This is a genomic window from Enterococcus sp. AZ095a (genome assembly GCF_050546735.1).
GTDB classification, from domain to species: Bacteria; Bacillota; Bacilli; order Lactobacillales; family Enterococcaceae; genus Enterococcus_D; species Enterococcus_D entomosocium.
Map to the genome: position 1 here is coordinate 1,740,383 of NZ_CP172953.1, position 26,005 is coordinate 1,766,387.

General features: G+C 42.3%; 21 protein-coding genes and 1 other RNA gene. 18 read left to right on the forward strand and 4 right to left on the reverse strand.

The window, feature by feature from the left end; all coding sequences use genetic code 11:
* The 5 genes from IGJ26_RS08055 (at position 1) to IGJ26_RS08075 (ending at position 8,075) form a co-directional block, all read left to right on the forward strand.
* Entirely contained in the window at positions 1-3,054 is a 3,054-nt protein-coding gene (locus tag IGJ26_RS08055) for a WxL domain-containing protein (protein WP_255324116.1), read from the forward strand.
* Positions 3,055-3,353: 299 nt separating this feature from the next.
* Complete coding sequence (locus tag IGJ26_RS08060) at positions 3,354-5,405, forward strand: glucosaminidase domain-containing protein (RefSeq protein ID WP_144330375.1); 2,052 nt, start codon at positions 3,354-3,356, stop codon at positions 5,403-5,405.
* 18 nt (positions 5,406-5,423) lie between these two features.
* On the forward strand, positions 5,424-5,903 hold the full coding sequence (gene lepB, locus IGJ26_RS08065; RefSeq protein WP_015509748.1) for a signal peptidase I: 480 nt from the start codon (positions 5,424-5,426) through the stop codon (positions 5,901-5,903).
* A gap of 121 nt (positions 5,904-6,024) precedes the next feature.
* Positions 6,025-6,876 (forward strand): hypothetical protein, encoded by an 852-nt coding sequence (locus tag IGJ26_RS08070; RefSeq protein ID WP_430599998.1) that lies wholly within the window; start codon positions 6,025-6,027, stop codon positions 6,874-6,876.
* Positions 6,876-8,075: a hypothetical protein gene (locus IGJ26_RS08075; protein ID WP_430599999.1), complete on the forward strand. Its 1,200-nt coding sequence runs from the start codon at positions 6,876-6,878 to the stop codon at positions 8,073-8,075. Before IGJ26_RS08070 ends, IGJ26_RS08075 begins: the two co-directional genes overlap by 1 nt.
* Before the next feature lie 76 nt (positions 8,076-8,151).
* Here IGJ26_RS08075 and IGJ26_RS08080 read toward each other — a convergent pair whose 3' ends face one another.
* Both IGJ26_RS08080 and recU read right to left on the reverse strand, forming a co-directional pair.
* Entirely contained in the window at positions 8,152-10,473 is a 2,322-nt protein-coding gene (locus tag IGJ26_RS08080) for a PBP1A family penicillin-binding protein (protein ID WP_008379831.1), read from the reverse strand.
* Positions 10,463-11,101, reverse strand: coding sequence for a Holliday junction resolvase RecU (recU, locus tag IGJ26_RS08085; protein ID WP_008379833.1), 639 nt, complete (start codon positions 11,099-11,101; stop codon positions 10,463-10,465). Before recU ends, IGJ26_RS08080 begins: the two co-directional genes overlap by 11 nt.
* Before the next feature lie 70 nt (positions 11,102-11,171).
* Here recU and IGJ26_RS08090 point away from each other — a divergent pair, with 70 nt between their 5' ends.
* The 8 genes from IGJ26_RS08090 (at position 11,172) to IGJ26_RS08125 (ending at position 16,826) form a co-directional block, all read left to right on the forward strand.
* Positions 11,172-11,717 (forward strand): DUF1273 domain-containing protein, encoded by a 546-nt coding sequence (locus IGJ26_RS08090; protein ID WP_008379834.1) that lies wholly within the window; start codon positions 11,172-11,174, stop codon positions 11,715-11,717.
* A 71-nt stretch (positions 11,718-11,788) separates the two neighbouring features.
* Positions 11,789-12,199 (forward strand): cell division regulator GpsB, encoded by a 411-nt coding sequence (gene gpsB / locus IGJ26_RS08095; RefSeq protein WP_005226142.1) that lies wholly within the window; start codon positions 11,789-11,791, stop codon positions 12,197-12,199.
* 19 nt (positions 12,200-12,218) lie between these two features.
* Positions 12,219-12,584: RNase P RNA component class B (gene rnpB / locus IGJ26_RS08100), an RNA gene on the forward strand.
* Between the two features lie 66 nt (positions 12,585-12,650).
* Entirely contained in the window at positions 12,651-13,814 is a 1,164-nt protein-coding gene (locus IGJ26_RS08105) for a THUMP domain-containing class I SAM-dependent RNA methyltransferase (RefSeq protein ID WP_005236030.1), read from the forward strand.
* Positions 13,811-15,325, forward strand: coding sequence for a carboxypeptidase M32 (locus tag IGJ26_RS08110; RefSeq protein ID WP_005236028.1), 1,515 nt, complete (start codon positions 13,811-13,813; stop codon positions 15,323-15,325). The genes IGJ26_RS08105 and IGJ26_RS08110 overlap by 4 nt, the downstream gene beginning before the upstream one ends.
* 147 nt (positions 15,326-15,472) lie before the next feature.
* Positions 15,473-16,132 carry an HD domain-containing protein gene (locus IGJ26_RS08115; protein WP_008379840.1) on the forward strand — a complete coding sequence of 220 codons (660 nt, stop codon included), beginning with the start codon at positions 15,473-15,475 and terminating at the stop codon, positions 16,130-16,132.
* Positions 16,133-16,215: 83 nt separating this feature from the next.
* Positions 16,216-16,596 carry a hypothetical protein gene (locus IGJ26_RS08120; protein ID WP_005236023.1) on the forward strand — a complete coding sequence of 127 codons (381 nt, stop codon included), beginning with the start codon at positions 16,216-16,218 and terminating at the stop codon, positions 16,594-16,596.
* Positions 16,593-16,826: a hypothetical protein gene (locus IGJ26_RS08125; protein ID WP_005236021.1), complete on the forward strand. Its 234-nt coding sequence runs from the start codon at positions 16,593-16,595 to the stop codon at positions 16,824-16,826. The genes IGJ26_RS08120 and IGJ26_RS08125 overlap by 4 nt, the downstream gene beginning before the upstream one ends.
* A gap of 158 nt (positions 16,827-16,984) precedes the next feature.
* Here IGJ26_RS08125 and IGJ26_RS08130 read toward each other — a convergent pair whose 3' ends face one another.
* Positions 16,985-17,311 (reverse strand): hypothetical protein, encoded by a 327-nt coding sequence (locus tag IGJ26_RS08130; RefSeq protein WP_005236019.1) that lies wholly within the window; start codon positions 17,309-17,311, stop codon positions 16,985-16,987.
* Between the two features lie 93 nt (positions 17,312-17,404).
* Here IGJ26_RS08130 and IGJ26_RS08135 point away from each other — a divergent pair, with 93 nt between their 5' ends.
* Positions 17,405-18,568 carry a VanZ family protein gene (locus IGJ26_RS08135; protein WP_008379845.1) on the forward strand — a complete coding sequence of 388 codons (1,164 nt, stop codon included), beginning with the start codon at positions 17,405-17,407 and terminating at the stop codon, positions 18,566-18,568.
* Positions 18,569-18,626: 58 nt separating this feature from the next.
* The gene (locus IGJ26_RS08140; protein WP_005236016.1) at positions 18,627-19,973 is read left to right on the forward strand and encodes a DEAD/DEAH box helicase; all 1,347 of its coding nucleotides are present in this window, start codon (positions 18,627-18,629) and stop codon (positions 19,971-19,973) included.
* Positions 19,974-20,004: 31 nt separating this feature from the next.
* Here IGJ26_RS08140 and IGJ26_RS08145 read toward each other — a convergent pair whose 3' ends face one another.
* Positions 20,005-20,448, reverse strand: a complete 444-nt coding sequence (locus tag IGJ26_RS08145; RefSeq protein ID WP_008379848.1) for a GNAT family N-acetyltransferase — start codon at positions 20,446-20,448, stop codon at positions 20,005-20,007.
* 70 nt (positions 20,449-20,518) lie between these two features.
* Between IGJ26_RS08145 and IGJ26_RS08150 the strand changes: the two genes are divergently transcribed.
* The 3 genes from IGJ26_RS08150 to IGJ26_RS08160 all read left to right on the forward strand — a co-directional run bounded on the left by IGJ26_RS08150 (position 20,519) and on the right by IGJ26_RS08160 (position 25,986).
* Positions 20,519-21,571 carry a DUF7278 family profilin-like fold-containing protein gene (locus tag IGJ26_RS08150; RefSeq protein ID WP_005236012.1) on the forward strand — a complete coding sequence of 351 codons (1,053 nt, stop codon included), beginning with the start codon at positions 20,519-20,521 and terminating at the stop codon, positions 21,569-21,571.
* Between the two features lie 351 nt (positions 21,572-21,922).
* Positions 21,923-24,565, forward strand: coding sequence for an alanine--tRNA ligase (gene alaS / locus IGJ26_RS08155; protein ID WP_005236010.1), 2,643 nt, complete (start codon positions 21,923-21,925; stop codon positions 24,563-24,565).
* A 278-nt stretch (positions 24,566-24,843) separates the two neighbouring features.
* Entirely contained in the window at positions 24,844-25,986 is a 1,143-nt protein-coding gene (locus IGJ26_RS08160; RefSeq protein ID WP_008379852.1) for a cation diffusion facilitator family transporter, read from the forward strand.
* Positions 25,987-26,005 lie beyond the last annotated feature (19 nt).

Below are 26,005 nucleotides of genomic sequence, written 5' to 3' on the forward strand. Positions count from 1 at the left end.
ATGAAGAATACCCCGCACAAGGTAATAATTGCGATCATTATTGGATTACTAAGTGTGCAAACTTTTTTTCCAAGTCTGAGCAGTATCCTATTGCCGGAAATCCACGCCATCGATCACACGATTGAACCGTTGGACGAAACGCAGAATATGTCCTTGCTTGATAAAGCAACACAACCGATCCAAACAAAAGAATTTGACATCCATCAACCTTTTTTTCAGTTTCCAGTTAGTGTGATTGAAGGTGTCGTGGATCAACCGATCGACGTTTTCGTCGTATCAAGCCAACCTTTAAATGAGATTACGCTAGTTGTAGCGAAAGAAGCAGCGATCGTGGAAGAAGAATTTGCTGCAGAAGTGAAGAATAAGAAGCTGTCTGAAGAAGAACAGGAATGGACGCTCACCTTTGATGAAGAGCTAATGGAGTTCGAGATTCCTATCGTCTTTAATAAAATAGGCGATTATCGACTTTTTATAGGTGAAGCGGAACTAACGATCGAAGTACAGGCAGAAGATGACGGGGAAGAGGACTTGGATGATGATGCAGATAATGAAACGATCGAGACAGAGGTCTCACCATCAGACACGCCGCAGGAAGGGAAACGAACCACGCAACCTTCTAATGACGCGAAACTAAATGAGAATCAGCAAGACACAGAAGCTGACCAAGCAGAAGCAATTGCCCAATTGACAGAACCGGTCACACCGTTAGACGAAATCAGTCATCGGGATGTTTCCAACTGGCAAGAGTTTATGGCGGCAATCGTGAATAGAGAAGTAAATTATATCAATATCGTAAATGACTTTGAATCATCAAACAATCCTACTCAAGGAGTTTCCGGAGTGGCTGCGGGAAGTGCAACTTCCAACCCGTCGAATGGGGTAGCCTATATTTGGACCAATGCTTCTGGAATTTCGAGAACGCTTGTGATCGAAGGCAATGGGTATCAAATCGACTTTAGAGCTGTTGCTGTCGGATTTTATGATAGTACCGTCAATAGTGCATCGCCGTGGGATATCACGTACCAAAATATCGATATCGTTCATGGCAACTATTATGGCTTCATGAATTTTACAAATATGAGTATTCCGCAACAAAATCTATCCAGAATGCGTTACCACAATTTAACCAACGCGGGCAATCAGTTGATCCACTCGTTAGCGACACCTGTTATTATGTCTGGCGAAGTAATATCGCATCAAACTCCGACATATACTTCCAGATCTGGACGTGTGCAAACGATCAATGCAACCAACCAAGCAAATATGGAAGTAACACAATTGGAAATTCTTGATAACGCAACAGTTGACATGTCGACAATAAATTCCGGCAATATCTATTTATATTATGCAACGGGGCGTATGACTATTGGCAATGATGCAAAGATGTCTCTGCGTGCAGCTGGAACAGCCGGTGAGGCTTTTGGAGCAAATATTTATATTGCGAATGGACGGATCAATATCGGTAATCGATCAGAGCTTCATTTGACTGCCCGAGCCAACTCCCCCGCAATCAGTATGTATGCTAGCGGCGCCCACTTTGAAATGTCTGAGGATAGCAAAGTGGTAATCAAAGCTGACGGACGTACCACAAGCCTCAATGGATGGGGCTATAACATTATCTACATGGGTGCTGGAAGCACGATGCTTATTGGAAATAAAAGCAGTGTCGAAATTGATGCAGTGAATCAAGGGACCACCACCTCCGGAGTGATCCATGTAGCCGGTGCCGCCACATTTATTGTTGCTAAAGAAGGAGTCTTGGATATTAAGTCGGACGGAACCAATCCCTCTCATTCCTTGATGACATTTTTGAGCTCGGCCTCAACCTTCACTTTTGCGGATGCACAACGCATCAATTTAGAGAAAACAAGGGCGGTTACCGGAAATGCAGCAAATAGTAGCCTTATTTCGATTTCCGGCAGCGGCGGGCTATTAGATGTGGATATTCAAGCTGCGAAGCAATGGCGGCATGGAAACTTGACGGAGGAACCAGACTTCAGTTGGAGTCCAATCTTCAATTTAAAAGTGAATTTTGCCTCTACCTTGTCATCGATTTCGAATGTTTCTTCCATCTCACAAGAGATCGTTGATCATTTTCGCGCGAATTTTACCACAAGAGCACAACGTATTCTATTTGAATATATTCCAGATGTCGAGGTTCATTTAGAACCATTAACGGAAGATCCGGCACTGGAAGGCTCAAGAATCATTAGGGGAAAAGCCACACCATATAGTGTGATTCGTTTTGACGGAGATCCAGCGATTCCCGCACCGCAACTGCAATCACCCTCTTTTGATGATAACAGCTTGTTTCATCTTCAAGCAGATGCCAATGGTGATTTCAGCTTGACCTTAGCCGAGGGGGAGCGGTTTACAAAACATAATACGGTGACGGCTTACGCTTTCTTAAATGGAAAATTTGATACAGCTGAAACAGTTGTTCAAGAGATTGCCACAATGAATCCACGAGATCCGATCGCGCCAGATATTGAAGTGAATCCAGAAAATAAACCGGATATACCAGAACATTTAGGGTTTATCAGTATCGATTTCATCTCCCAGTATAGCTTTGGAGATGTATCAATAAGTGCAGATACCAAACAGTACAAGGCATTGCCACAACGTCTTAGCAGTGCTGATGGCTCAGTAACTGAGGAACGGCCAAATTACGTGCAGATTTCTGACCGGCGCGCTCAATTTACCGGCTGGGAATTAAACGCGACATTATCCGCTGCAGGATTTCGTAATGATCGAGGAGAAGAACTTCGGGGTGCACGAATTATTTTAGAAAATGCAGTTATGCTGACGAATGCCGCCAATTCAGCAATTCCTCCCACTTATAGTGAATCAATGATCCTTGATCCTGGGGTACCCGCTTTGATCGCTGAAGCGGATGCAAATGAAGGAAGCGGTACCTGGATTCAGCGCTACGGGGATATGGGGACGATGGGGGATAGTGTCAAACTTGAAGTACCCATTGGATCAAATCCGCGTAACATGACCTATCAAGCAACGATTGAATGGGAGTTAAGTTTTGTCCCATCTACCGAATGATCGATGCTCAATCTTATCAAATGGAAGCTGTTGACGCCTATGACAGCTTCCATTCTTGATAGGAAGACAGTGAATAAATCGGTTGAAAAGCAGTGGATTTTAACGCTTTTTTATGGTAGATCACGCTGCTGAGCAAAATCTGCTTAAGCTGGCTAAATCAATCGTTTGCTTCAAAAATAATCGCGAAGATACAGAGTTCACCTAAACTCGTGCAAAAACTATTCAAGCAACTTTGAATCAGTTCGTCAGGTTTTGATCAAAACCAAGGATGCCGGCTGAAACAAGAGAAAGGAAACTGTATGAAGAGTAGAAAAAAGAAGTCATATTTAACATTATTCAGTGCTGGGATTTTAGCAAGCCAACTTTTTGTTTCTCCCGTATTACTGGCGAAAGAAAGCCCTCAGCCTGATAACTATTCAGAAAATACAAATGTCGAACAGCAACTTGATGACCAAGATTCATCGGCAGCAGAAGCCCAAGAGAGTCAAGAAGACGTCAGCAAAGAGCAAACGGAGGGCTCGACCGAGTTATCCTCCGAATCAAATGAGCCGCTTATGGATTCAGAAACAGCAGATACCGTTGTAGAATCTCTTGATTCGTCTGAAGAAGCAGACTCAACGCAAACGACCGAGTCATCGGAAACGACCGAACTAGAGGAATCAGAGTCCGCGGAACCTTCCGAGGAAGAGGAAAAAATAGATGCTGAAACGGACGATCTAGAAGTAGAAACAGAGAACAAGCCAAAAGAGACCGACTTGATTGATGAGTCATTGGCACCAAAAGAAAATGAAATTTCAACTGAGAGCAACGAAAATACTGAAAATGCAAAAAAAGAGGAGCCGAAAACACCTCCGATTATTGCACCTGAGCAAGTAATAAACCCTGTCGTTCAATCACCAGATGCTACTTCTCACTGGAAAAATTCTTTTTATGATGGACGTACCATTGATTTACCAGAGAGTTTTCGGGCAGCAAAGATCGCAGATTCGAATCTGTTAGATTTCACCTTGCCGATATTAGCTGATTATGATGCGCAATGGCAAGCGGCATTCGTCTACGAGATCATCGGGCAAATTGGTGAACTAGAAGAACCATTGACGATGGACGAATGGATCAATGAACGGATCAAAGCGGTGATAAAAGGAGAAGCTAGCTGGATAGAAAAAGAACAGCAGGTTGAACAATTACAACCGGGGGATCTTTTATATGACGCAAATAAGTTAATCGGTATCTACCTCGCAGATGGTTACCAAGCAAGTTTAGTGACAAATCAAGAAGAGCCAACGAAAACTGCCATCGAAGTTCAGCGGGTTTCTATCGAAGAGCTGCTATCGATCAGACGGCTATCAAATCCTGAATTGGCTACATATGGCGAAAAGCTAGTTACTGAATATCCAGCCCCTTACGAATTTACAGTGAATCAAAAGACCCAGACGTTTATTGAAACATTGGCACAAGAAGCCCAAAGCTTAGGGCAAGAATACGATGTCTTTGCTTCTGTATTGATCGCGCAAGCGATCCTTGAAAGCGGCAGTGGCGACAGCGGGCTTTCCAGCAGTCCCCATTATAACCTTTTTGGGATCAAAGGCAGTTATCAAGGAAACAGCGTGACTTTACCAACAATGGAAGATAAAGGCAACGGAGAACTATTCCAAATTCAAGCCGCCTTTCGTTCCTATTCAAGTTATCGAGATTCCATGGCTGATTATGTCAAATTGATTCGCGGAGGAATCACTGGAAATCCAACCTTTTATCAAGACGTGTGGCGCTCTGAATCAAAAAACTATCTTCGGGCAGCAGATGCTTTGACGGGCACTTATGCGACCGATGTTAATTATAGTAAAAAAATCAATTCACTGATTGCGGTCTATGGATTGACGCAATATGACCAAGTGATCGCAACAGAAACAGGCTTGTTTATCCAAGGAAAAGAACAAATTCCAGAAGAGTATCGCTCCCTCATGACATTTCGAGAATACAACGGTCGTGACTACAATCTTTCTGGTTCGTATCCTGTTGGACAATGTACTTGGTATGTGTTCAATCGCGTGAGTCAATTAGGCGGTCAAGTAGATGACTACATGGGAAATGGTGGTCAATGGGGCAATACCGGACGACGTTTAGGTTACAACGTCAGTCAAACACCTAAAGCAGGCAGTATGATCTCTTTTGCACCTGGAACAGCTGGATCTGATCCTCGTTATGGGCATGTCGCTTTTGTTGAAGCCGTTGGTCCAAATGGTATTTTGGTTTCAGAAGGAAATGTCTATGGTGGAACCACAATCTCTTATCGCGTGATCAGCAATGAATTGGCGCACTCATCAAGTGTTTCATATATTATGCCAAAATAAGGATGGAGGGCTGGCAATATGAGTAAAAGGCATAGACAAATAGGTCTTCCTATCAGCGGTATCTTTTTGATGGTCCTTTTGCTTATTGCGTTTCTTCAGCCGTATCGACTGGCGTTAGTCAGAGGAACGTCCATGCTGCCGACGATCGAGGATCGACAAGTTGTGCTGATCCATAAAAAGCGCCAGCCAAATCGCTATCAGCTGATCGCTTTCGAACAGGAAGGGAAATTTTTGATCAAGAGAGTGATTGGTGTGCCGGGGGATTCCTTCGTTCGTACACAGGAGCGTTTGTTGATTGGGGCGGAGGATACTGACTTTGATTTTTCATTTATGATCACTGTGAAGGATGAAGCCGTTGAGGCGTTGCCGATTCGGGGGTACCTCAAAGAAGATGAGTACTTTGTCGTTGGCGATGCACTGCTCACTTCAAGTGATAGTAGAGAATTTGGAATCATTTCAAGTAAAACCTTTTATGGTGTGGTGACCACGTTCTTCTGACACATCAGCTTCTTGAAAGGAAGTTTGCGATGATTCATTTCTTGCAACATATCAACGAGACTAAGTTTGTATCAAAAGGGATGAATAAAACGAATTTTAGTTTTGATGGAAGGAAGAGACTGTGATTTTTATCTATATTGGGATGATACTGCTTGCCATTGGAGCAGGTAGTATCATCGGTTGGCGATTGTATCGAGAATATTTATTAAGAAAAGTTGAAAAGCAGCTGTCGTCAGATGCTTTAGCCAAAAGGAAACTGCGTTTATTTAAGCACAACCTGCGCAGTGGGCACCTGCTAATTGTATTGGGCTGCAGTAGTGCCATAATCGTAAGTGTCTTGCTACTAACAGTTTTTCAGCTGACAGGCGGCATTCATTTGCAAAGGCTGCAAGAAGAAACTAGTCAATTGAAAGAGGAAGTCTTCGCGCTAAGAACTGAGCAAACGGAATGGATGCGTATGCCGATTTTTGCTTATCCTGAGAACGGCTTTGCTTTTGAAGCGATTGATTGGGAGCATTTACTCGTATCCAATGATCGTGAAGCACAGTTTGCAGCTGAATATGAGTTGGCCTATCAGTTATCACCATATCTAGGTCGCACCGTAGCGATGATTTTTGTTGATCAGCCCTTGCAAGAAATCTCGATTGTTCTATCTAGCAAATTACCATCAATTGATGACTTAAACGGATGGGAAGAAAATTTTTCTCGTCTACTCCATGATATGCAGAACGTTCCCTTGATCACCCAAGGAACCTTCTCTGTTCAATTTTCCAAGGATTCTGATCAGTCCTTTGAGCAGACGTTCATTCGTGACGAGAATGGAGTTTGGACCCTTTTAGAACGCAGCTTTCCAAACACTGACGCTCAAGAAGTAGCTAATAACGAGGGGAGCGAAAGCATATCCTCTACTCCTCAAACGGATCAAAGTGAAACGATCAATACAAATGAACAAAAAGGCAGTGTGAAAAATTAATGATGAAAAAGAAAAACAAAGGTTTGTTTTCTGTCCAAAAGCTAATGGATGAAGTAAATCAATTATCCATAGGAGAGCTGAATGAATTTGAGGAGACAAATCAAGAAGAGGGAATCATTGAGGATCAAGGGTCCGCAAAGGCTACGCCTGAAAAAAAAGAGAAAGGAACCAATCGACAAGCGGACAATGAACCCCCTAAAACCCAGAAAGAAACAGCGAAACCTGTCGCACAGACTTTAGCAAAACCGATTTCTCACCAAAGAGTGTCTGTTGATCAACAGACAGATCAAAGTGTCAAAAAGATAGCAGTGCAGCAAAAATCCTCTGGGAACCGTGATAACCACGCCAAGGATAGTCAACTCGTTGAAGATAAAGGAGAACGTATGGAGAAAGAATTGAGTATAAACCAGACACATAAGCAAGAGTCGGAAGAACAAGAAAAGGATCATATGATTGAAAATTTATCTTTTGAAATTAAAGAATTGATTTTAGAAAACGAGCAACTACAGGAAGAAAAAAAACAGTTAAAAAAACAGCAGAAGGTAGTGGCTCAACAAGAAGCAGAGGCAAAAGAATTAAAAGCTTCGCTAGTAGAAGCGAATAAGAAAGTCAAAGACCTAGAAGAACAGCTTAGAAAAGTAGATACAGAAAAACTTGAAGCAAAGATCCAGCAATTAGAAGCTAAGTTAGCTGTTCAGCAAGAAAAAGAGCAAAAAGAGAAACAAAATTACGAAAAGGAACGCGCTGAATGGACGTTGAAGCGGCAAGAAATCCAGCAGTTGCAAGAAGTAATTGCTGATTTGAAACAGCAATTGGCAGAAAAAGAAGAGCTTGCAGCAAAAGTTTCAGCTAGCGAATCAAATGAAGAAGTCGCAGAGCTTCAGGCGAAGATCGAATCACTACGGGAAGAAAATGCAACCTTACAAATCGAAAACGAGCAGTTCCAAACAGAAATCAGTGAGGTTTTAGTCTTTGCTAGAAGAAAAGCAAATCGCACGATTCAAGAAGCGAAGATCGAATCTGAACGAATGATCCGTACGACAGAAATGCGAATCGATGGCATTCATGATCGTGCCAAGGAGATTCTTTTTGAAGTGAACGAGACAAAAGAAAATGTGATTCATTTGTTTGACGATCTGCATAATCAAGTTTATCAGCTTTCAGATAAAAAATTGCTTTTTGAAGAACTTGAAAAGTAAGCTTCTACATTTATATGGTCGTTAGTAAAAAAAACAGTAGATCAAAATCTGATCTACTGTTTTTCACTATTCTCAGTTATTCGGAGTTACCATCATTTGGTTCTGGTGGATCCGGCGGTGAGGAAGGATTTTCTTCACTGCTGGAAGGCGTTGTTGAGCCAGGATCCTGACTAGAAGCAGGAGGTGTAACGACCGAAGATGAATCATCCTCATCAGGTGTTGTCACTGGGGGTGTCACTTCGCTTGATGATTCTGTTGTACTTGATGGTGTTGCTTCACTACTTTCTGTAGAAGGTGTCGTCGGTTCAACGTACGAACTACTGCTGGACGAACTTGGTGCTGAATAGCTTGGCTGCGTGTATGTCCCTTCAAGATAAAGCTCTCTTCCGATCCGTGTCAGTCCATCTGGCATTGTCCAGTCCGTGTTTTCTACAGAAGCAGAAACATAGCGCATCAATTCACGATAGACATCTGAAGCCACATGGGTACTGCTATCAGTGATCGGTGTCATTTTGTCGTTGTATCCGGTCCATACCGCCAATGAATAGGAGGGAGTATAGCCGGCAAAAGTAATATCCGGATAAGCACCGTTTGATGTATCCAGTTGTGCTAGCTGGTCATCGGTGTAATTGGAAGTTCCCGTTTTCCCTGCTTGGTATAACCCATCGATTTGCGCATTGGTTCCAGTACCGACAGAAATAACATCTTTCAAAATATCGGTCACCATATAAGCCGTCGTATCATCCATTGCTTCTTGACCATCAACTTTAAAGGATTCTTCATCTTCGGTCCCATCTTGCATGACGATTTTGTTGACGTACTGAGGTTCATAATAGGTGCCACCATTTGAAAACGCAGCATAAGCAGCGGCCATTTTCAGGCTGGAGATCCCATATTTTGTGCCATCTAATTTATCCGTATTGCTAGAAATCGCATTAGATTGAGTAATCGTGTGGTATTCGATACCCAACCCGCTAAGAAAGTCGGCGATATTATCCGCTCCAACTTCATCAAACAATTTCACTGCTGGTACATTTCTGGATTCTGCTAAAGCAGTTCGAAGCGTGATATTGCCCATATATTGGCGATCCCAGTTGTACACAGGAATATCGGTTCCTTTATAAGTATAAGGTTCATCTAAAATCATTCTACCGGTAGAGTCTTGTAGAAATTGGAAGGCAGGGCCGTAGTCTGTGATCGGTTTAACGGTCGATCCAAAGTCCCGAGCGACGTTGACAGCCAGGTTGTTTGCGAGAACGTCATCAACGTTGCGGGCACCAATTTGAGCCGTGACTTTGCCCGTATTGACATCAACTAAAGTAGCGGCAACTTGCATCTTGTCGTCTGGATAATTAACATAATCATCGCTGTTGACGATGTCATATAACCGTTTTTGCGCATCGATATCTACATTGGTGTAAATATCTAAGCCATCGGTATAAACATCTTTGCCGGTTTTTTCTTTGACTTCTGCGATCACTTCGTTGAAGTAATTATCAAAGTACTTCCACTCTTGGTTTTCTCGCGGGTTTTCTTGCAATCCTTCTTGAATATCTTCGGCAACGGCCGAATCATATTCCGCTTGCGTGATTTTCTCGTTTTCAAGCATTGCGCCTAAAACCACATCTCGACGACTTTTCGCATTATCAGGATGAGCGAAAGGATCAAACGCAGAAGGGGCATTTGGTAAACCAGCAATCAAAGCGGTTTGCGCTAGGTCTAGTTCAGCCAAAGGTTTGCCGTAAAACTTCATAGCAGCTGTTTGCATTCCATAAACCCCGTTGGACATATATACCTTATTAATATAGTAAGTCAAAATTTCCTGCTTTGATTTGGTTTGTTCAAGCCGAACCGCCATCCAAGCTTCTTGTGCTTTTCTTCGTAACGTTTGATCTTCGGCGCTGGTAGAAAAGAAGGACAGCTTGATCAATTGCTGAGTCAACGTACTTCCGCCTTGCATACCGCCGGTTGTGGCATTGGATAATGCAGAACCAACGATTCGGATCGGATCGACCCCGATATGCTGATAGAACCGACGATCTTCGACAGAGACGATCGCATCTTCCAGCAGTTGGGGAATCTCACTTGCGGTGATTTTTTCTCTCGTTTCACTTCCGAATTCAGTGATCAATTCACCGTTGGAGGCATAAAAGCGCGAAGAAACAGTCGAATCCAAACGTGTTTCATCAAGTGCTGGTGCATCTTTGGCGTACCACCAAAACAGCCCCATTCCTGATAAAATCCCGATACAGCCTAAGAAAAATAGGCCCATAAACACTTTTAAAATAATACTCCCAATACTTCGTTTGCCTTTGGCTTTAGGGGGCTTTGGTGCTTTTTTAGCAGTGCCTTTCTTAGAATCATGCCGAGAGGTCCTCGATTGTGATTCATTTGCCATACTCATCATTCTCCTTCATCGTTAAAAATTGATCAACTGCTTTTAAATAGGGAATACGCGGCGCAATAGTGGGGATGATTTCGATCCCATTGGTTTCGATATAGGCCAACGTCATTGATTTTTTTCCAGTTTCCTTTTGCAGGTGCCACTGAGAAACTAAGCACTTGCTATCTAGAAAAAAGCAGCGTTGTAGACTAGAAAACCATAAAAGAACAAAACATAATCCCGCTTGTTCCAAACAGTCTTCCATATGCTTGATTTGGTGTGGATGAAAATTTTTAAAGGGAAATGACGTTTTGTTTTGAGTCTCTTTCGCTTCAAAGTCGATATATTGCCCTTGATAAACCCCATTGTAATCGGTGGTAGAGGCCTCTCGAAAGTAGGCTTCTTTAATTACGGCGGCGCTTCTTCTCGGATAATCTACCTTGACGATTTGAACTGGTGTCGGTTTCTTATGAATGACCGCAAGTTTGCGATTTAAATAATAAAGGTTGCTTTCATTGATCGCTTCTTCAAAACGCATCCCACGATTGGCATACGTTTTTGGCTTTATTAGTTTTTCTTGCATTTTTTGTTTTTTGCCGTCATCATAGGTAGTAGATTGTCCATTCGGGTAACGAATAACCATGTTGTTCACACTCCTAGGCAACATTATACCAAAAAGTCGTTTGGAAAGAAAAGAGATGACCAGAGAAACAATGAAAACCTTATACTTTACTGGCTATCGTAATTATGAATTAGGTGTCTTTCAAGCAAAAGATCCCAAGATTGCAGTTATTAAGAAAGTAATAATGTCGGCATTGACCAATTATGTCGAAGAAGGGCTAGAATGGCTCTTGATCAGCGGGAATCTTGGAGCAGAGCTGTGGTGTGCCGAAGCCATTGAACAATTAAAACAAACATACCCGGAACTGAAACTAGGAATTATTTTTCCTTTTGAAGGGTTTGGTGAAAATTGGAACGAAACGAATCAACAGGCACTGCAAACAGCGAAGTCATTTGCCGATTATGTCAATGCCACCAGCCATAAGCCTTACCAAGACCCCAGTCAATTAAGAAATCACACAGCGTTTTTACTGGAGCATACTGAAGGTGCACTTGTGTTATATGATGACGAATTTCCAGGAAAACCTAATTATTTCTTAAGAGATGCGAAAGCCTATAGTGAGCAAAATCCCTACTTTATTCATCAAATAACAATGGATGATTTACAAAACGCAACATTTGATAGTAATTTACTTTGATTTTCGTATATTTTTTGATAGAATGGTCTAGAAAGTGAAAACCATTTGGAATAAACAATGAGGTGTAAATAATGGCAAATTTAATTTATAGTCCAAAAGATATTCTGCAACAAGAATTCAAAACAAAAATGCGTGGATATGATCCAGTGGAAGTGGACGAGTTTTTAGATAATATCATTAAAGACTACGAAAGCTACAATAAAGAGATCTTAGCCCTGCAAGAAGAAAACGATCGTCTGACAGCGAAAATCGATCAATTGTCGAAAAACCAAGCAATCGCTTCTCGTGTTCAACAAGAAGCACCGAAAAGCCAAACAGTCACAAATTTTGATATTTTAAAACGTTTGTCTAATCTTGAAAAAGAAGTGTTTGGCAAAAAGCTTGATCGTGAATCAGAACCTGTCACTCGTTCTTCTTCATACAACAGCAACTATACAAATGCTGATTTTGAAGACGACAACGAAAAAACCCGTCAATTCTAATGTAGAAAAGATAGTTGTGATTTTCGGGTAATTGCGGCATAACTCGATTATGCTGAGGAAAGTCCATGCTCGCACAAGCTGAGACGCTTGTAGTGTTCGTGCCTAGCGAAACCATAAGCTAGGGTACTTGAGAAAGTAACGGCAGGAAAAATGGCTAAGGTGCAAGCTATGCCAAAGTATCCTTGAAAGTGCCACAGTGACGAAGCAAGCCGGGAAACCGTCTTGGTGGAACGCGGTAAACCCCTCGAGCGAGCAACCCAAACAATGGTAGGGGCACTTTTTGCACGGAAATGAACGGAGCAAGAAGGCAAGTAATTGCAGATAGATAATTACCCAGTGTTTTCTTCTCCCTGAGGAAAATACGGACAAAACATGGCTTATAGAAAATCACAACCTATCAGGGAATCCTTCCAGCAACGGAAGGTTTTTTTATACCAAGAAGGAGAGCGTTATGACTGAAAAAACATTTAATTGTATTGCCACCGCTGCGAGCGGTTTAGAAGCACTAGTGGGCAAAGAATTACGGGATTTAGGGATCGAGTGTGAGGTTGAAAACGGCCGAGCGCGCTTTAAAGGGACAATGGAGACCATTGCTACCGCGAACTTGTGGCTCCGTACAGCCGACCGTATCAAAATCGTCGTTGGGGAATTTGACGTATTGACTTTCGATCAGCTGTTTGAAGAAGTTAAAGCGTTACCGTGGGAAGACTTTTTACCGTTAGACGCTGAATTTCCAGTAGCCGGAAAATCAATCAAATCAAAATTGTATAGTGTACCTGACTGCCAAGCGATTACCAAAAAAGCAATCGTCAATCGCTTAAGAGAAGTATATCATCGTCCGGCAAGTGTGCCGCTGACTGAAACTGGCGCTTTTTTCCAATTAGAAGTCGCTTTATTGAAAGACCATGCGATGATCACATTGGATACGACTGGCCCTAGTTTGTTTAAACGCGGCTATCGTTTAGAAAAAGGGGGCGCACCTCTGAAAGAAAACATGGCTGCGGCTTTAGTGATGCTGACAAATTGGTACAAAGACAAGCCTTTTGTCGATCCCGTTTGTGGATCAGGCACATTGTGTATTGAAGCAGCTTTGATCGGCCATAATATCGCCCCTGGATTTAATCGGGAATTTGTTTGCGAAACGTGGGATTGGTTCCCAGCAGAAGTATTTGAAAAAGTACGGAAAGAAGCAGATGAAGCAGCAGATTATGATGTCGAATTAGATATTACCGGTTCGGATATCAATGGTCGAATGATTGAGATCGCCCGCCGGAATGCGGAAGAAATCGGTCTAGGAGACTCGATCACCTTCAAACAACAAGCTGTTAAAGACTTTAAAACAGAAAAAGAGTATGGTGTCGTTGTGGCTAACCCTCCTTATGGCGAACGCTTAGGAGAAGAAGAGTCTGTTCAGCGACTGTATCAAGAAATGGGCCAAGTGTTTCGACCGCTTAAAACCTGGAGCAAGTACTTTTTGACCAGTGACTTGACTTTTGAGACCCATTACGGCGAAAAAGCGACAAAAAAACGCAAATTATACAACGGTGCGATTCGTACCGATCTCTTCCAATACTGGGGACAACGTCCGCCACGCAAAAAGGAGTTTGCTGAATGAAAGAACAAGAATTTCTGAAAGAATTAAAAGAAATCGATCTATTACAACAAGCAATGGGGATCTTAGGCTGGGACAATCAAACGGGGATGCCAGAAAAAGCCAGTGATTACCGGGCGGAAGTTGACAGCTATTTATATGGCCTCTATTTTGACAAAAAAATTGGAGAGCCGATCCAAGAAGCAATCAGCTATTTTGGGAAACACCCAGAAGAATTATCAGAAGTTGGGAAAGCGGCTTATCAGCTAGTCAAAGAAGAGTATGAATTGCAAAAAGATGTACCAAATGAGTTGGCGATGGCGGCTTCCGCAGCAACGTCAAAAGCACATACTGCTTGGCTCAAAGCCCGTAAAGAAAAAGATTTTTCTTTATTTAAAGACGCACTTTCTGAAAATATTCGCTTGACGAAAGAATTGATTCCTTATTGGAAGAAGAATGAGCTGACAAACTATGATGTGTTGTTAAACCAATACGAACCAAATATGACGGTTGAGATCTTGGATAATGTTTTCTCACAAGTGAGAGACGGTATCATGGATATTCGTCGTCAATTGGCTGAAAAAGGAACAGCACCAGATACTTCGATCCTGTCACGTAAGATGACCGAAGCGCAGCAACGTAAATTTATCTCAAAAGTGATTGCCGACTTAGGCTATGACTTTTCTCGCGGCCGCTTGGATAATACGGTCCACCCATTTGCTACGGGGATCAATCACAACGATGTGCGTTTGACTACTCGTTGGAGCGAAAACGATTTTTCAATGGGACTATTCGGTGTAATTCATGAAGCCGGACATGGAATGTACGAGCAAAATATTGACGAAAAATACGAAGGAACACCGGTTCATGAAGGAGCGTCTATGGGGATCCACGAATCTCAATCGCTTTTTAATGAAATCATTATCGGCAGTAATCGCAATTTCTGGGCCAAGCAATACCCATTTTTCCAAGAATGTGCGGAAGGCTCGTTTGATGATGTGTCTTTTGACACCTTCTATGATTCTTTGAAGCATTCTAAAGCCAGCTTGATCCGTATTGAAGCTGACAGTTTGACTTACGTAATCCATATCATTATTCGTTACGAGATCGAAAAAATGATCTTTAACGAAACAGTATCGATCGATGAACTGCCGAAAATATGGAATGACAAATACGAGGAATATTTAGGGATTCGTCCAGAGAATGACCTTGAAGGAATCTTACAAGATGTTCATTGGTCAGGTTCCAGCTTTGGTTACTTCCCATCCTATGCGTTAGGGTATATGTATGCCGCGCAATTACTGCATGCGATGGAAAAAGAAATCAATGTCGATGAAGTGTTGGCTTCAGATGATTATTCACCGATTCGTAAATGGCTGACTGAAAATATCCATCAATATGGGGCATCAAAGAAACCAAATGAATTGATTTTAGATGCAACGGATGAATTATTGAATCCTCAATATCTATTAGACTATTTACGTAAGATCTATTTTAGTGTCTATAAAATCAGCGAGACGCAAGATTTCGCTTAAAAGAAACGAGTGAAAAGAAGCTTCGCAAGACGTTGCCGCCCTAACTGTTTCGTGGGGTGCTCGTTTTGTTGAACTTCTTTTCCTTTTGTATCGATAACCACTGAAAAAAGGAAGGCTTGCTGCTTTCGTATCGAAAGAAGGAGAAAGATGAAGGAAGAAAACAATGTTACCGATCTTAGCAAAGTAATTGCCTATGCCGAAAGTATTTTGGGGAATGATTACACAGGACATGGGTTTGATCATGTCAAACGGGTGGCGGGCTTAAGTCAAGCTATCATCGATGCCGACGAATTGGCGGTTGATCGTTTTGTCGTACAGGCAGCAGCTTACTTGCATGATACGGTGGATGACAAAGTTGTGGCGGATGTCACAGCGGCTTATGCCGAAGTGCGAGTTTGTTTGACTGCAGCAGGGGCAAGTGAAGCACAAACGAAAGAAATTTTTTCTATTATCGAAAATCTGTCTTTTTCAAAAGAACTTTTGCAAGGCGCACAAGTTGTCTCAGTAGAAGGCCGCGTCGTTCGTGATGCAGATCGTCTCGATGCTTTAGGTGCGATCGGTATTTTACGGACGAGCTATTTTGGTGGCAGTCATCAACACCCGATCCATGTCAGTGACTTAGCCCCAAAGACGTTTCAAAATCATGAGGATTACCGAAAAGGGACGACGGTGATCAATCATTTTTATGAGAAACTATTTTTGCTCCCTGAAAAGATGAACACGGATTATGGCAAAAAAGAAGCTCAGCGACGCGTGGCTTTCATGAAGGATTTTTTAGAAGAATTCTATGCAGAATGGGATGTCTAACTTTGTTTAGAGTTTTTTAAACTGCAATTCGATTATTTCCTTTTTCCTTTATTGTTCTTTATAATAGTAAGTACAAAGGAGGGATGGAAATGTACTACCAACAGGCATTACAACCGAGTGAACTATTGCCAGCGATTTCCAATTCAGGGGAATGCTTTTTTGTCATTCGGGCTGAGCTACCCATCCGGCAATATCAAATCGCAGTCTATCTTTACGACGATCAATTCTTTTTGTTGCAAGATGATCGCTTGTTTGATCAAATCGAACAAATCTCTAGTGAGACATTAGGGGACGAGGAAGAGATTTTACCATTTATCGAAGAAGCGTTGGAAGAAAACCATTATTTATTAGTGGAAAAAGCGTTTATTCGTTTAGATCTATCTACTTTACAAAAGATGACCGATCTTACTAGTTTCGATATCTTGTTTTATGAATTTTTTGATTCATGGGGGGAAGAAGAATGAAACGGACTGAATACGTAACACTCCAAGACAAAACATTGATTGACCTATTCCAGCAGTTAGGAGAGGATGTTTCGAATCTCGAGCTGATCGATGAAGAAAAGAATATCGATGTGGTGGTTGTGTCGAATAGTGACTGGCAATATTTATTGGAACAAGTCAATGATGATGTAAAAGAATCTTTTGCTGATACGTCAGAGACAGACCTGGATGAAGAACTAGCCGACGAATAAACGCTTTTTGTGGTTGATAAACTGTTTTACTACGGGAGTGGTGGTTGGATCTTTTGAAGGGATTTAGCAATCTAGGCAGCTTACCAAAAAAAATACGAAGCGATCTCATTTCCCATTAAGAGGAACAGGATCATTTCGTATTTCTAGGTAGGTTGCTTTTATTTTGTCCGCAGACGAACGTTTTTGACTTTTAGATAGCCGCGAATCAAGTTGAGAATAAGTAAAAGAATGCCCACAATCAATGGAATCGCTAATAAGTAGGGCGAGTAAAGGTGGGTTTCTTGCACGTGTTCAAGAGAAGTTTTCTCCACTTCATTGATGGCTTGTTGAATGACTTGTAAACTAAATCCAGTCAGAAAACCAGCAATGATGAATAGGGCAAATCCTAAGTAGGGTATATCGGAAGACCGGCGAAAAAGAGCAAAAGCTACATATAAAACCAAAAGGAATGCCGGTACGCCAAAGGCAAAATAGGGATTTAACATGGTTTTTTAACCTCCTTTTCTTTTATGATACTCCAAAATTTACGTTTTGGGAAATAGCGTGTAAGATAAAAAGAAAACGTGAAGGAGTTCTTTATGTCCGCTTATATTACCCCAATAAAGGTTGCTCTGCTGGTTTTTCCATTTCTAGCATTGGCGATATCAATGATTTTTTTTGTTATCCAATATCGAAAATACGGTCGTTTTATCTTTTCTCGTGCACTGGTTCTTTATTCGTTTGTCTTCTATTTATTATGCGCCTATTTTTTAGTTATTCTGCCATTACCCTCGATTGAAGAGGTAGCTCATATGACTGGTCCTAAGATGGAATTGCAGCTAGGAGCATCCTGGCACCATTTTGTCCAACAGACGGTCTTAAATATCCACGACCCGCAAACCTATCTTCCTGCCATGAAGCAGGGGGTCTTTCTCGAACCACTCTTTAATTTATTGTTGACCTTGCCTTTCGGCGTTTACTTACGTTATTACTTCAAGTGTTCTTTTCTGAAAACGCTGGCGATTACGTTTTGTCTGACGTTGTTTTTTGAATTGACTCAGCTGACAGGACTTTATTTTATTTATCCCCGTCCTTATCGCTTATTTGATGTTAATGATCTCTTTGTCAATACACTAGGAGGATTGTTGGGGTGGAGCATTGCCCCGCTATTTACGTTCTTATTGCCATCAAGAGAAGAGATGGATGCCGATTCATACGCCAAAGGTACTCGGGTAACCGTAACCCGAAGGATATTTGCTTGGTTGATCGATTGGGGAATACTGAATGTGGTCAGTTTCATTGTGGTGATCGCTGTTCGTTTGCTTACTCAACAGACGGTACGAGACTTTAGTGGGGACTATTGGTACTTTGCTCTTGAAGTATTACTGTACTTTGTGTTGTTTGCTTATCTTGCCAAAGGACAAACGATTGGAAAAAAACTCGTACGAATCAAAATCATGCAAGAAGCCCGTCAGAGGGTCAGCTTGGCTGCGTTATTGAAACGTTATGGTTTGTTTTATCTGATTTATGCCAGCATCAGTCGGGTCAACATCTTTTTTGCACCGTTTCTTGATTCGGATAATACGCTGCTTCTGGTCGTCAGTTTATTGATGGTGGTCATTTTTGGCTTGATCCAGTTTGGCTTTTACATGAATCTCTTTTGGGCTGCAATAAAAAAAGAAAGCCGCTTTTTCTATGAACGCCGCAGTGCAACGTATACAATTAGCACGATTGATCCAAAACCCGTGACAAAAGAAAGTTAGGAAATCAAGGCAACATATGCTATAATCCAAAGGATGCTAAAAGAAAGAAGGTGTTTGAATGTCTTTTGAGTCATTTAAATTTCAACCATTTATTTATGAAGCACTTGCTGATAAAAAGTTCTCTAATCCAACAGAAGTGCAAGAAAAATTGATACCTGTTATCCAAAAAGGCCGTAGTGTTGTTGGACAATCTCAGACTGGGAGTGGTAAGACCCATACATTTTTACTGCCATTGATGGATAAAATTGATGCCGAAAAAGATGAAGTGCAAGTCGTGATTACTGCACCGAGTCGTGAATTAGCCACACAAATTTATCAAGCCGCAAAACAGATCGGCGGGTTTCATGATCCGGAGATTCGTGTGTCAAATTTTGTTGGAGGAACGGATAAACAGCGCCAATTGAGCCGTCTGCAAAATCAACAGCCCCATGTCGTGATTGGGACACCTGGTCGTATCTTGGATATGATCAACGAACAAGCCTTAGGGGTTCACACTGCCAATGTATTTGTCGTGGATGAAGCAGACATGACCTTGGATATGGGCTTTTTGGAAGAAGTCGATCAAATTGCGGGGCGTTTGCCTGAGAAACTACAAATGCTGGTTTTCTCCGCAACGATTCCAGAGAAATTGCGCCCATTCTTGAAAAAATACATGGCCAATCCATTGATCGAAGAAATCAAATCGAAAGCAGTCATCTCTGATACGATCGAGAATTGGTTGATTTCTACCAAAGGGAAAAATACCAATAAATTGATCTATCAATTATTGACTACAGGCCATCCCTATCTTGCCATCGTTTTTGCCAACACGAAGAGCCGTGTGGATGAAATTACGGATTACTTAAAGGAACAAGGCTTAAAAGTAGCGAAGATCCACGGCGACATCAGTCCTCGTGAAAGAAAACGGATCATGCGCCAAGTGCAAAATTTGGACTACCAATATGTTGTCGCAACAGATTTAGCTGCGCGAGGAATTGATATTGAAGGGGTTTCTCATGTCATCAATGCCGAGATTCCAGCTGATTTGGATTTCTTTATCCACCGTGTTGGTCGGACCGGTCGAAATCAAATGGATGGGACCGCGATCACTTTATATGATCCAAGCGATGAAGGGGCAATCCAAGCCATCGAAGATCTAGGGGTTGTTTTCCAACCGAAGGAAATCAAAAATGGCGAGATCGTTGCGACTTACGATCGGAATCGTCGGCAAAAGCGGGAAAAATCTCGTGACGAATTAGACCCAACCTTGATTGGCTTAGTCAAGAAAAAGAAGAAAAAAATCAAGCCTGGCTACAAGAAAAAAATTCAATGGGCCGTTGATAAGAAGAACAAAGAAAAACGGAAGATCGAACGTCGTCAAACGACTCGAACCGCCCGCAAAAACAAGAAAAATTCGAATAGCTAATGCTTACCAAAACAGCAGTCAAGGAAGAGAACTACTCTTCCTTGACTGCTGTTTTTAATTGTTTGGTCATTTCTACACACAATACGCCATCTTCAGCATAGGGTTCAGATGTTTTTTGATACCCACAGGATTCATAAAACGCACAAGCGTCGATCTCTGCGGATAACACTGATTGGAGGGCACCCTCTTGGACACCACGCATTTCGAGATAATGCAATAATTTGGTGCCGTATCCTTGGTGCCGAAAGGCCTTAGCTACGCAAAAGCGATCAGGTTGCAGAGTGTTCGGTGTAGAGAATTGATAGCGAATGGTAGCGATCGGTGTGTTTCCATCAAGCCAAAGAAAGTATGGACAGGTTTGGTCTTTTTCATCAAATTCCCATTCTGCCGGAATGTGCTGTTCTTCTACAAAAACGGCTTGCCGCAAGGCGAAAACCGCTTGTAGCATCCACGGACTGCGTCCAAAATAAAGCATCAGCCGTTTTCCTCCTTTTTCGTGGTATACTCGTTATATAGTAATTGTAGCAGATGAGAGGAGAAATGACGTGGATTTTTTTGAGGCGTTACAATGGTCAAATTGGAAGACACTGTCCTTTGAAATCAAAGAACAGCTGATCCAGCAAATTTTAATGTATTTTGTCAGTCCTTTAAAGGAGATCACCGATGTCCATTTTAGTCAGTTGACGTATGCAGGATTGAAATGTGCTACCTTTGAATTAACGATCGATGGCGAAGACTTTGTCTTTATACCAGGGAATTCTGAGGCGATCTTAGGTTGGGATCTCGGTGTGCAAGGGTTACCGGCTACTTGCTGGAGTAAAAATTGGCAGTCACCACCCAATGAGATCATTCGCCAACTGGAAACAATCTATGAGTTAGAAACCAGCCAGGATTGGGGGATTTTTGTCAATGAGTCGACGAGCCCTTTGCGTAAAGCTGTGATTGATCCCATGCTAGTCCAAAAAAGTTCTCTGCCTGCTGGCGCAAGGTATATCGGGCAGTTAAATACGATCACTGGGGAGTTTCACGGGTTAGTCGATCAATTCAGTGTTTTCGAAAAAGAGCTAAAGGCACAATTCACAGCACCAGCGTCCTTTGAGGAAAGCTTGCGTTGGGAATTACCCGCTTTTTATCACGAAGAGAATCGCTATTTTGCTGCACTAGAGCCGTTATCGGAAACCTATCAGTTATTTACCCACGAATCCGTCAGTCAAACAGAATTGAAACAGCAGTTAGATAAACAAGGCTTTCAGCTGCTTTCAGAGGATCAATGGGAATATGTCTGCGGTGCTGCTACTCGGCGACTTTTTCGCTGGGGCAATGAAAAGTCTTGCGACGATGGTGTCTCTTTGCCAACCGCTGAATTGCTTGAACCGAATTTATTTGGCTGCACCTATGGGCTTGCGGATGCGTGGGAGCTGACAGATGGCTTGTCTTTAAAAATGGAGAACTGGCAAATTTGTGGGCATCCCTTATTCGATGCCTTGCCTTATGCCAGTTATTACCGTTCACGGAAAATGCTACAGCCAGATCAAAAGCTTTCTCCGCAGAGCTATCGTTACCGCAAAGCGATTCTGATCAATAAAGACCGGATTTGAGGATTGACTTTTTCGACACATTTCCTTATACTTTGAATGACGAAGGATATGGTCGGTTTGATGATTCATTACAGAAAGTTTTTCACTGCTGAGAGAAAAACATGAATTCAGACGGATTGCTCCCTTTGGTGCTCAACTGTAGCAGAAATGTTGCCGTCCACTCCGCGTTAACGAGTCTAAGAGGTAATGAGTCACATCATTGCAAGCAAGGTGGTACCGCGTATCGACGTCCTTGCTCTGCAATGGTGTTTTTTTATCGTCAAAACGACTCTACAGGCATAAGAGCGCCTTACCAGCAATTTTGTCAGCCCCTGTATCTTAAGCGAACACAGAAGAAAGTAGGAGAATAACGTGAAACAATTATCCAGTGCAGAAGTACGCCAAATGTTTTTGGACTTCTTTCAATCAAAAGGTCATTCAATTGAACCAAGTGCGTCCCTTGTCCCAGTCAACGATCCAACCCTATTATGGATCAATTCAGGGGTGGCAACGCTAAAAAAATATTTTGACGGCAGTGTTGTTCCTGAAAACCCAAGAATGACCAATGCGCAAAAATCAATTCGGACCAACGACATCGAAAACGTTGGGAAAACAGCAAGACACCATACGATGTTTGAAATGCTAGGAAACTTTTCGATCGGCGATTATTTCAAAAATGAAGCGATTCATTGGGCATGGGAATTTTTGACTTCCCCAGAATGGATGGCTTTTGATCCAGAAAAGTTATATGTCACGGTTTATCCAAAAGACACAGAAGCAAAACGGATCTGGGCAGAAGAAGTCGGCTTAACACCAGAGCATATCGTTGAGATTGAAGACAACTTTTGGGACATTGGTGCAGGACCATGTGGACCGGATTCGGAGATTTTCTATGACCGTGGTCCTGAGTTTAATGACGTAGCGGAAGATGATCCCGAAAACTATCCTGGTGGCGAAAACGAGCGCTATTTGGAAATCTGGAATCTGGTCTTTTCAGAATTCAATCATCAACCAGATGGCTCCTATGAACCACTACCACATAAAAACATTGATACGGGGATGGGGCTGGAACGAATGGTTTCCATTGTTCAAAATGCACCAACCAATTTTGAAACAGACTTGTTTCTGCCGATCATCAATGCAGTGGCGGATTTAAGCGGTCGTGTGAACTACGGCGACAGCAAAACGACAGATATCTCCTTTAAAGTGATTGCAGACCATATCCGTGCGCTTTCTTTTGCGATCGGCGATGGGGCACTTCCTTCAAATGAAGGCCGTGGCTATGTTTTACGTCGTTTATTACGTCGTGCAGTCATGCATGGGAAAAAATTAGGGATCGATGCTGCCTTCTTATATAAATTAGTACCGATCGTTGGCGAGATCATGGAAAGCTACTATCCTGAAGTACTAGAGCAGCAAGAATTTATTGAAAAAGTGATCCGCAACGAGGAAGAACGTTTCCATGAAACCATCAATGAAGGGTTAGATATTTTAAATCAAGTGATCGCCCAAGTAAAAGCAGACAACCAAGATACGTTAGCTGGTCAAGATATTTTCAAATTGTATGATACTTACGGCTTCCCAGTTGAATTGACAGAAGAAGTGGCGGAAGACGAAGGGTTGAAAGTGGACCATCAAGGGTTTGAACAAGAAATGGATGCACAACGTGCCCGCGCTCGTGCGGCTCGACAAACGGAGCTTTCAATGGGCGTACAATCCGCTTTATTGACGGATATCAAAGTAGACAGCCGTTTCGTTGGCTATGATTCACTTGAAGCTAACAGTGAATTATTAGTGATCATCCAAGACGAAGCGTTACACGATTCTGTTTCGACAGGTGAAGCAAAACTGATTTTTGCTGAAACACCATTTTACGCAGAAATGGGTGGACAAGTTGCGGACACAGGCACGATCGTAGCAGAAGATGGTACGATCGTAGCGGAAGTGACGGATGTCAAAAAAGCACCGAACGGTCAGTTCTTGCATACTGCTACAGTCAAAGCGCCACTACAAGAAGGCGTGAACTATTTCTTACAAGTGGATCAGCATCGTCGCAATAAGATCATCAAAAATCATACGGCGACTCACTTATTGCATAAAGCGTTAAAAGAAGTATTAGGTAGCCATGCGAACCAAGCAGGTTCATTAGTTGCTCCAGGACATTTGCGCTTTGACTTTAGTCATTTCGGGCAAGTGACCAGCGAAGAACTGAGCCAAATGGAACAAATCGTCAACCAAAAAATTTGGGAAGCCCTCCCTGTTGTGACGATCGAAACGGATATCGATACCGCAAAAGGCATGGGAGCGATGGCACTCTTTGGTGAAAAATATGGGCATGACGTTCGCGTCGTCAATGTTGCCGATTGGTCGATCGAATTATGTGGGGGAACCCATGTGGCAAATACGGAGGATATCGGTATTTTCAAAATCGTTTCTGAATCAGGGATCGGTGCTGGTGTTCGTCGGATCGAAGCCGTGACTAGTCAAGAAGCCTATACGTTATTGCATGAAGAAGAAACGCAATTAAAAGCAATCGCAGGAATCGTTAAATCTGCCCAATTAAAAGAAGTCGTTGCCAAAACAGAACAACTGCAAGCGCAGCTACGTGAATTGCAAAAAGAAAACGAAGCTCTTGCCAGCAAGTTAGCAAATCAGCAAGCAGGGGATGTTTTCAAAGATGTCAAAGAAGTAAATGGTCTGCGTCTAATCACAGCGAAAGTGACTGTTAAGGACATGAACCAATTACGTCAACTAGCCGATCAATGGAAACAAAAAGACCATTCTGATATTTTAGTGTTAGCTACCGCGAATGATGGCAAAGTGAATCTTTTAGCTGCTATGAACAAAGTAGCCAATGAAAAAGGATTGAAAGCGGGCGATTTGATCAAAGAGATCGCACCTAAAGTTGGTGGCGGCGGTGGCGGCCGTCCTGATATGGCACAAGCCGGCGGGAAGAATCCTGAAGGAATCACAGCAGCACTTGAGACCGCAGCAGCGTGGTTAGCTGCCAAGTAAGCACACTATGGTTGAATCTGTACCCGCGAGTTCCTTTCCTTCTAAGAAGATAGGTGAAAGAGGAGCGAAGGTCTTTAGCACAGTCCTTTTTTGAACGAAGATGACGGAGGGGGGAGACCCTTCCGTTATCTTTTTCCTTTTTTCCTACGTGTTATCTGAAAATGCGTTCGATAATTGAAGGGAATTCGCTTTTTTTTCGAAAAAGCGATACGAATAGTTGTTTAATTGAATTCCTTCGGGGTAAAATAAGAAAGATGGTTTTTTGAGAGGGTGATGATTTGCTAAACTTTTTTTTAAATCGTAGCAAAAAAAATGATGTCTACGAACGCACAGCCATTGGGAAGTTAGCGGGTAGCCTCGGGTTGCTTTCCAACCTCCTATTATTTGCCGGAAAATTTATCATTGGCTTATCTGCACAATCTGTTTCGATTATGGCCGATGCCATCAACAGTCTTTCAGATACAGCCTCGTCTATTTTAACATTGATCGGTTTTCGGATCTCGGCGAAACCAGCCGACAGTGAACATCCATATGGACATGAGCGATTTGAAGCCATCAGTGGGTTTGTGGTATCTTTGATCATCACGTTTGTTGGCGGTCAATTTCTCATCAGCTCTGTGCAACGCATCATGGAACCGACGAGTATCCGTCTTTCACCACTATTGTTTATCGTTTTGGTTTTATCGATTTTGATCAAAATCTGGCAGGGAGCGATGTACCGCAAACTGGCGAACCTGATTGGCTCTCAAACACTTAAAGCCAGTGGGCAAGACAGTCTCAACGATGTGTATACAACGGGTGCGGTTTTGTTTTCAGCGACGATCGAGTGGTTGACTGGCCTACGTATCGATGGCTTTGTCGGCTGTCTGATTGCCTTGTATATTTTGATTAGCGGAATCAAAATGATTCGTTCCTTTATCAACGAATTATTAGGGGCACGCCCAACGCAAGAAGAAGTAGCTGCCATGGAGCAGCGCTTGGATCACTATCCGACGATTCTCGGTTACCATGATTTACTGGTTCATAATTATGGACCGAAAAATCGCTTTGCCAGTGTGCATATCGAAGTGGATGAAACGTGGTCTTTACGAGAAGCGCATGAGGTGATTGATGCTATTGAACAAGATTTTCGCCAATCTTTAAAGGTCGACCTTGTCTGTCATCTTGATCCAGTACCAATTCAAGATCAGCAGTATCGGTATTTAAAAAAAGAAGTGTCAAAGATCATTCGCTTCGTTGATCCGCAGTTACGGATGCATGATTTTCAGGTCAAAGGAGATCTGTTGGCGTTTGATTTAGTGATTCCCGCAAAATCGGCGTATAGTGATCAAGAAATCGAAGAAATGCTGAAACAAAAAATCAAAGAAACACTAGGGGACTATGAATTGAAGCTTGCTTTCGATCATAGTTACCTATTATAGGGTTACAGGATATAGGAGG

What these genes read in the sequence shown, in the direction of transcription:
- IGJ26_RS08055 (WP_255324116.1), top strand. Translation starts at nt 1, where the DNA reads ATGAAGAATACCCCGCACAAGGTAATAATTGCGATCATTATTGGATTA.
- IGJ26_RS08060 (WP_144330375.1), top strand. Translation starts at nt 3,354, where the DNA reads ATGAAGAGTAGAAAAAAGAAGTCATATTTAACATTATTCAGTGCTGGG.
- lepB (WP_015509748.1), top strand. Translation starts at nt 5,424, where the DNA reads ATGAGTAAAAGGCATAGACAAATAGGTCTTCCTATCAGCGGTATCTTT.
- IGJ26_RS08075 (WP_430599999.1), top strand. Translation starts at nt 6,876, where the DNA reads ATGATGAAAAAGAAAAACAAAGGTTTGTTTTCTGTCCAAAAGCTAATG.
- IGJ26_RS08080 (WP_008379831.1), bottom strand. Translation starts at nt 10,473, where the DNA reads ATGGCAAATGAATCACAATCGAGGACCTCTCGGCATGATTCTAAGAAA.
- recU (WP_008379833.1), bottom strand. Translation starts at nt 11,101, where the DNA reads ATGGTTATTCGTTACCCGAATGGACAATCTACTACCTATGATGACGGC.
- IGJ26_RS08090 (WP_008379834.1), top strand. Translation starts at nt 11,172, where the DNA reads ATGAAAACCTTATACTTTACTGGCTATCGTAATTATGAATTAGGTGTC.
- gpsB (WP_005226142.1), top strand. Translation starts at nt 11,789, where the DNA reads ATGGCAAATTTAATTTATAGTCCAAAAGATATTCTGCAACAAGAATTC.
- IGJ26_RS08105 (WP_005236030.1), top strand. Translation starts at nt 12,651, where the DNA reads ATGACTGAAAAAACATTTAATTGTATTGCCACCGCTGCGAGCGGTTTA.
- IGJ26_RS08110 (WP_005236028.1), top strand. Translation starts at nt 13,811, where the DNA reads ATGAAAGAACAAGAATTTCTGAAAGAATTAAAAGAAATCGATCTATTA.
- IGJ26_RS08115 (WP_008379840.1), top strand. Translation starts at nt 15,473, where the DNA reads ATGAAGGAAGAAAACAATGTTACCGATCTTAGCAAAGTAATTGCCTAT.
- IGJ26_RS08120 (WP_005236023.1), top strand. Translation starts at nt 16,216, where the DNA reads ATGGAAATGTACTACCAACAGGCATTACAACCGAGTGAACTATTGCCA.
- IGJ26_RS08125 (WP_005236021.1), top strand. Translation starts at nt 16,593, where the DNA reads ATGAAACGGACTGAATACGTAACACTCCAAGACAAAACATTGATTGAC.
- IGJ26_RS08130 (WP_005236019.1), bottom strand. Translation starts at nt 17,311, where the DNA reads ATGTTAAATCCCTATTTTGCCTTTGGCGTACCGGCATTCCTTTTGGTT.
- IGJ26_RS08135 (WP_008379845.1), top strand. Translation starts at nt 17,405, where the DNA reads ATGTCCGCTTATATTACCCCAATAAAGGTTGCTCTGCTGGTTTTTCCA.
- IGJ26_RS08140 (WP_005236016.1), top strand. Translation starts at nt 18,627, where the DNA reads ATGTCTTTTGAGTCATTTAAATTTCAACCATTTATTTATGAAGCACTT.
- IGJ26_RS08145 (WP_008379848.1), bottom strand. Translation starts at nt 20,448, where the DNA reads ATGCTTTATTTTGGACGCAGTCCGTGGATGCTACAAGCGGTTTTCGCC.